This is a genomic window from Rhodococcus sp. IEGM 1307, from assembly GCF_030056915.1.
GTDB lineage: Bacteria > Actinomycetota > Actinomycetes > Mycobacteriales > Mycobacteriaceae > Rhodococcus_F > Rhodococcus_F opacus_D.
The window spans coordinates 1-704 of record NZ_JASHKW010000071.1; the positions used below are offsets into that span (position 1 = coordinate 1).

1 protein-coding gene is annotated in these 704 nt (G+C 65.6%); it reads right to left on the bottom strand.

Features of this window, described 5'->3' with window-relative positions; genetic code table 11:
* Positions 1-704: lipoyl synthase (locus QM841_RS42850; protein WP_283336792.1), on the bottom strand; the 704-nt coding region annotated here is incomplete at both ends.

Here is a 704-nt window from a genome sequence, read left to right on the forward strand (position 1 = left end):
CGCAGGTACTGGGTGATGGTGATGATGTCGCAGCCGGCGTCGTGCAGGTCGTGCAACGCCTGGGTGACCTCGTCGGGGGTTTCGCCCATTCCCAGAATCAGGTTGGACTTGGTGACGAGTCCGTCCTCGCGGGCGGCGGTGATCACGTCGAGGCTGCGCTGGTAGCGGAACGCGGGCCGGATCCGCTTGAAGATGCGGGGGACGGTTTCGACGTTGTGGGCGAGGACCTCGGGGCGGGTGGCGAACACCTCGGCGAGTTGCTCGGGTTTGGCGTTGAAATCCGGGATCAGCAGTTCGACGCCGGTGCCGGGATTGAGCTGGTGGATCAGGCGCACGGTTTCGGCGTAGAGCCAGGCGCCGCCGTCGGGGAGGTCGTCGCGGGCGACGCCGGTGATGGTGGAGTAGCGCAGTCCCATCGCCTGGACGGATTCGGCGACGCGGCGGGGTTCGTCGCGGTCGAGGTCGTCGGGTTTGCCGGTGTCGATCTGGCAGAAGTCGCAGCGGCGGGTGCATTGCTGCCCGCCGATGAGGAAGGTCGCCTCGCGGTCTTCCCAGCATTCGTAGATGTTGGGGCAGCCGGCTTCTTCGCAGACGGTGTGCAAACCCTCGCGCTTGACGAGGCTCTCGAGCTCGGAGTATTCCGGGCCCATCTTCGCTCTCGTCTTGATCCAGTTCGGTTTGCGTTCGATCGGAGTCTCCGCATT